The organism is Pseudoalteromonas sp. Isolate3 (genome assembly GCF_022398505.1).
GTDB lineage: Bacteria > Pseudomonadota > Gammaproteobacteria > Enterobacterales > Alteromonadaceae > Pseudoalteromonas > Pseudoalteromonas apostichopi.
In genome coordinates, this window is record NZ_JAKEVN010000171.1 from 1 (window position 1) to 5,568 (window position 5,568).

The window sequence follows — 5,568 nt, forward strand, 5'->3', positions numbered from 1 at the left end:
GCTTAGTAGTGAACTTATCTTAGCTTAGAATAACTTTAAAATTAACTGTTAAATAGTAACAGAGTGTTTAAAACCACAATTTGCTACAGATTAATTAATAGCGAAAAGTTGATTATTCTAAGTTATTGCCGCAGAATCTATTTCTAATAGAGGTTCGACCAGTTAACGGGGCACACAATGTTAGAACAAAAATTACAATTACCGCATACCGAACTTCGTAATCGTTTGGTTATGGGCTCAATGCACACTGGCTTAGAAGAAGGCTGGCATAACCGTAAACGCTTACGTGCATTTTACGAAGCACGTGCCAAAGGTGGCACGGGTTTGATAATTACAGGGGGCTATAGCCCTAATTTACGCGGTAAGCTCTCACCATTCGCATCAACATTTAATTCATTTTATGATGTGATTAAACACAAAGCTTATACAGAAGCCGTACATCAACATGGCGGTAAAATTTGCTTACAATTATTGCATGCAGGTCGCTACGCATATCATCCATTTAATCAAGCGCCAAGTGCAATTCAAGCTCCTATTAATCCTTATAAACCTAAAGAGATGTCGTTAGGGTCAATTAAAAAGACCATAAAAGACTTTGCACATTCAGCAAAACTAGCTGAAAAAGCAGGCTATGATGGTGTTGAAATCATGGGTTCTGAAGGTTATTTAATTAATGAGTTTATGGCTAACCACACCAATAAAAGAACAGACAAGTATGGTGGTAGTTTAGAAAATCGAATGCGCTTAGCTTTGGATATAGTTAAAGCGGTGCGCGCTAAAGTGAGTCAAAAATTCATTATAGTATTTCGCTTATCAGTGATGGATTTAATTCCTAATGGATCAACGCCCGATGAAGTAAAACAACAGGCTTTAGCTCTTGAACAAGCAGGTGTCGATATTTTTAATACCGGTATAGGTTGGCATGAAGCCCGTGTACCAACCATCGCAAGTATGGTACCACCGGGGGCATTTAAAGAAGCATCAAAACGCTTAAAAGATACGGTATCAGTGCCTGTTATCGCAGTTAACCGCATTAATACACCAGAAATTGCTAATGGTATTTTAGCGGCGGGTGAGTCAGATTTAATTTCGATGGCACGTCCTTTATTAGCGGACCCTGATTTTTTCAATAAGTACGTTAGTAATAAAGCTGAGCAAATCAATATTTGTATCGGTTGTAATCAGGGCTGTTTAGACCATGTGTTTAAAAACAAACGTGCAACTTGTTTGGTTAATCCACAAGCGGCTTTTGAATTAGATTACAGTTTAGAAAAAGCAAAATTTTCACGATTAGTCCTGGTTGTTGGTGCAGGCCCCGCTGGTCTTGCTGCAAGTTGTTACCTAGCAGAGAAAGGTCACAAGGTGACCTTAATTGAACGTAAAGAGCAAATGGGTGGTCAGTTTAACTTAGCAATGCAAGTGCCAGGTAAAGAAGACTTTAACCATACACTCAATTATTTCACTAATGAACTAAAGCGGTTGAATGTAGATTTGCAGCTTGGTACTGACTTTACTGATGATATGCTTAATCAATACGATGATGTGGTGTTTGCAACGGGCGTACGTCCGCGTGAAGCCAAAATCGAATGTGGAGATGGGAAACGCGTATTTGCTTATGATGAAGTTATTCGTGGTGAAGTCGAACTTGGTGAGAAAATTGCTATTCTTGGTGCCGGAGGTATAGGCTTTGATATGGTTGCCTTTTTAAGTGAGCATAAAGGGCAAACCATAGAGCAGTTCAAAACTCAATGGGGCATTGAATGTGAAGCTGCACCTGATAAAGACAACCGCCAAATATACATGCTTAAGCGCAGTGCAGGGCGTTTTGGTAGTGAGCTTGGTAAAACGACAGGTTGGATCCATCGTCAAGTTGCTAAACAGCACGATGTAAAACAAATTGCTGAGTGTCAGTACATAAGCTTTGATGAAAAAGGTTTAAAAATTACTGTTAAAGGTGAAGAACAAATCTTAGATGTAGATACCGTGATTGCTTGTATTGGTCAGGTTTCAAATACTGAAACTTTTGAAAAAGAAACTGAAAACGCCAAAGTACACGTAATTGGAGGAGCCAAGCTTGCTGCAGCCATTGATGCAAAACGTGCAATTTTTGAAGCATTACAAGTTGCTCGTAAAATATAATTGAAAGTAAACTAGAAAACTCGCGGTCTGTGTGATTAATAAAATTAGTCACGAGACCGCTATGTTGAACACATACCTTCGACCTTTATACAACCGCATCTTAAACAACATTCAGTTTTTAGATGGACTACCCAGCCTTTTAATTCGCTTAATTTTAGCTCCAGTGATGATAATTGCAGGTTTTAATAAACTTGCCTTAAGTGGTGATGTCACTCACTTCCACCAATACTTTTTAGCATCCAATGATATTGTTGCATGGTTTGGCAATAACGAATGGGGCTTAGGCCTGCCAATGCCCTCCGTACTAGCATTTTTAGCGGCATGGACAGAATTTTTAGGGGGGATATTTCTTTTATTAGGTTTATTTACCCGCTTAACCGCAATTCCTTTGATGATCACTATGGTTGTTGCAGCGACTACAGTACACGCTAGTAATGGCTGGTTTGCTGTAACCCCCACAGATGCAAGCACTAGCCCAGCAAGAGTTCTCAATTGGCTTTCAATACCAGGTAGTGAAGCCAGTTTGGTTAATTCAGATGAAGCAAGTGAGAGATTGACTAAAATGCGCGAGTTGCTAGAGACTCATGGTTATACAGAATACCTTTATGAAAAAGGTAAACCTGTGATCTTAAATAATGGGATTGAATTTTCCGCAATTTACTTTGTTATGCTGTTAAGCTTATTTTTTGTAGGTGGCGGTCGTTACGTTAGTTTAGATTATTGGTTAACTAGAAAAGTACCGAATAGCTTTATTGCTAATAAAGATAAATGATAAGCTAGAGTTATATTGCCTCTACTTGATAGGGGCCTTGTCTTAAGCTTTTACGGAACATTCATGGACGCTTTAACGCTATTACAAACTCGACAATCAGACCCTCGCCTTGTAGCACCAGGGCCTACGGCAGAACAACTTGAAATTATTAAGCGCGCAGCTATCAAAGTACCAGATCATGGCTGTATTGCTCCTTGGCGGTTTATTGTTGTAGAGGGGGATGCTCGGAATAAATTGGGTGAAATCTATCACCAAGCTGCTGTTGCTGAAAAACAGGATCAAAGAACGATTGATCGAGCAAAAGAATTACCGCTGCGTTCACCTATGATGATAATTGCTATTGCAGATGTAGCAGAAAACCCAAAAGTGCCTCGGATTGAGCAAGTGCAAAGTGCAGGATGTAGTGTTCTTGCAATGCAACAAGCTGCGTTTGCACAAGGTTTAGGAGGTATTTGGCGCACAGGCTATTTTGCACAGAGTCCAGCAGTGAAAGCAGCACTTGGCTGTAAAGAAGAAGATGAAATTGTTGGTTACCTATATTTGGGCACGCCAGAAATAGATATCAAAAAGCCAATTAGACACAAGCCAGAGACGTTTTTTGAGAATTTATAAATAGTAGGAACTTTTATACAGTTAAGCAGTCAGACACTATTAAGCTTACTTATGTTAGTTTTTTCAGATTTAGCTTAGCTGTAAGAAGCGCACGGATGCAAAAAACGAAATAATTCTTCTTCAGTGTGTTTTTTAATCGGTTATTTTTTGTTAACGTATGGATGGTCTTAAAAAAAATAACGATAAAGAAGACGAGAACAATGGGAAACTTATTTTTACGTGAAAAAGAAAATTGGTTCGCTTGGTCAATTTGGGGCATAATTGGTGCTGTAGTCACTTTCTTTGTTGCTATGGCGACTAATCAACCTCATTACCTAGGCTTGTCTGCAGTAGTTGTATTACTCTTCCTTACATGGTGGATGCAAAGCACTAAACGTTTCGATTTTGGTCGCGCCTTTAAAATATGTTGTTATGTTTTAACGCTCACTTGTTTACCGGCATTCGTGTTAGTCATCATACCTAGTTATAACCTCAATAAAATTGATGTGATTGTTCAAGGCTCTGGCTTTGCACTTGTCAGCCTAATTGTTTGTCTGGTGTGTTCTTTAATTGCAAAACGCCCGAAGCAGTATTATTGATAGTTATAGATTTTAGTTTTTTAAAGTTTTTTACAATTAAGGCTTTACAACGTACGCAGTAAACACTATTATGCGCGCCGTACGGAGAGATGGCAGAGTGGTCGAATGCACCGGTCTTGAAAACCGGCAGGGGTTTGTAGCCCCTCTAGGGTTCAAATCCCTATCTCTCCACCATTATTTAGAAAAACCGCCTACAGGGCGGTTTTTTGCTATCTGGAGATAAGTAATGTCAACAAGCGAGTCTTCTTTTACACCAATACGTTTTGTAAAACATGTTTTACTTTGGTGTATCTTTTCTTATTTTTATCACAGCGGAATCAACGTACTCGTTGCCATGGCCCATGATGCACAACCTGATTACGGATTATTATCTTCAATAGCTTATGGAATAGGCTTTAATGTATTAGTTGGTCATCTCATTGGTAAATACGACAAACACTGGCCTACTATCGCAGCCTTTGTAATTTCTTCGATAGGGCTTATTGTTGTGCCTTTAATCATGTTAGGCAAAGAGGGTTTAATGAGTGGCTTTTTTATTGCATCGATGATCGCCACTTTACCAGTTGCGACTTTCGTTATTGATAAAATAAAGCTGCGAATTAGTGCAAACACTGAGCAAACGCAGTAAAACTAGGCGATATTCGTTGTTTTTTTATGTTAGTATGACCACGTCTTTTAACTAAATAAACGTGAATTAAAACATGTCAGATAATTTTACAACAGACGCTGAAAAAGCAAGTTACGGTATTGGTTTACAAATGGGTGAGCAATTAAAGGCGAATCCATTTGAAGGTTTAAACTTAAACTCTGTATTTGAAGGTATGAAAGACGCATACACTGGTAACGATTTCCAAGTTGAAATCCCAGCAATTCAAGCAGCATTTGAGAAAATCAACGCTGAGATCCAAGCTCGTCGTGAAGAAGAAGCTAAAGTTCTTGCAGCTGAAGGTATTGCATTCTTAGAAGAAAATGCAAAACGTCCTGAAGTAACAGTAACTGAGTCAGGTCTTCAATATGAAGTACTTACTGCAGGCGACGGTGAAAAGCCAACTGCAGATTCAACTATCCGTGCACATTACCACGGTACACTAATCAATGGTACAGTATTTGATAGCTCATATGAGCGTGGTCAACCAGCTGAGTTCCCTGTGGGCGGTGTAATCAAAGGTTGGACTGAAGCGGTACAAATGATGGGTATTGGTTCTAAGTGGCGTTTATACGTACCACACGAACTTGCTTACGGTGAGCGCGGTGCTGGTGCAGCAATCGCTCCTTTCTCAACGCTAATCTTTGACGTTGAGCTATTAGATATCATCTAATTGATTTCTAATACTACTCGTAATAATACTTGGTCATTTTAAGGGTTAAATCTATCGCTAACTGCGTTAAAATTTCTCATTTAGAACTACTAAATAATGATTTTTTGCCTTTTATCAACGATGTTTTTATTGCCTCAAAATAGATTAC

General features: G+C 39.0%; 6 protein-coding genes and 1 tRNA gene. All 7 read left to right on the plus strand.

What is annotated here, in order from left to right; translation table 11 throughout:
• Window positions 1–177: 177 nt before the first annotated feature.
• The 7 genes from L1D46_RS19510 to L1D46_RS19540 all read left to right on the plus strand — a co-directional run bounded on the left by L1D46_RS19510 (window position 178) and on the right by L1D46_RS19540 (window position 5,420).
• Window positions 178–2,139: an NADPH-dependent 2,4-dienoyl-CoA reductase gene (locus L1D46_RS19510; RefSeq protein WP_239978075.1), complete on the plus strand. Its 1,962-nt coding sequence runs from the start codon at window positions 178–180 to the stop codon at window positions 2,137–2,139.
• Window positions 2,140–2,200: 61 nt separating this feature from the next.
• Window positions 2,201–2,911: a DoxX family protein gene (locus tag L1D46_RS19515; protein WP_239978076.1), complete on the plus strand. Its 711-nt coding sequence runs from the start codon at window positions 2,201–2,203 to the stop codon at window positions 2,909–2,911.
• A gap of 63 nt (window positions 2,912–2,974) precedes the next feature.
• A complete protein-coding gene (locus L1D46_RS19520) occupies window positions 2,975–3,523 on the plus strand; it encodes an NAD(P)H nitroreductase (protein ID WP_239978077.1) in 549 nt (182 codons plus the stop codon).
• 200 nt (window positions 3,524–3,723) lie between these two features.
• On the plus strand, window positions 3,724–4,101 hold the full coding sequence (locus tag L1D46_RS19525; RefSeq protein WP_130051558.1) for a hypothetical protein: 378 nt from the start codon (window positions 3,724–3,726) through the stop codon (window positions 4,099–4,101).
• An 83-nt stretch (window positions 4,102–4,184) separates the two neighbouring features.
• Window positions 4,185–4,275 (plus strand) — tRNA-Ser (locus tag L1D46_RS19530).
• 52 nt (window positions 4,276–4,327) lie between these two features.
• On the plus strand, window positions 4,328–4,729 hold the full coding sequence (locus tag L1D46_RS19535) for a hypothetical protein (protein WP_130051557.1): 402 nt from the start codon (window positions 4,328–4,330) through the stop codon (window positions 4,727–4,729).
• Window positions 4,730–4,802: 73 nt separating this feature from the next.
• On the plus strand, window positions 4,803–5,420 hold the full coding sequence (locus L1D46_RS19540) for an FKBP-type peptidyl-prolyl cis-trans isomerase (RefSeq protein WP_239978078.1): 618 nt from the start codon (window positions 4,803–4,805) through the stop codon (window positions 5,418–5,420).
• Window positions 5,421–5,568 lie beyond the last annotated feature (148 nt).

Coding starts and splice junctions, on each gene's coding strand:
- L1D46_RS19515 (WP_239978076.1), top strand. CDS start 2,201: ATGTTGAACACATACCTTCGACCTTTATACAACCGCATCTTAAACAAC.
- L1D46_RS19540 (WP_239978078.1), top strand. CDS start 4,803: ATGTCAGATAATTTTACAACAGACGCTGAAAAAGCAAGTTACGGTATT.
- L1D46_RS19535 (WP_130051557.1), top strand. CDS start 4,328: ATGTCAACAAGCGAGTCTTCTTTTACACCAATACGTTTTGTAAAACAT.
- L1D46_RS19525 (WP_130051558.1), top strand. CDS start 3,724: ATGGGAAACTTATTTTTACGTGAAAAAGAAAATTGGTTCGCTTGGTCA.
- L1D46_RS19520 (WP_239978077.1), top strand. CDS start 2,975: ATGGACGCTTTAACGCTATTACAAACTCGACAATCAGACCCTCGCCTT.
- L1D46_RS19510 (WP_239978075.1), top strand. CDS start 178: ATGTTAGAACAAAAATTACAATTACCGCATACCGAACTTCGTAATCGT.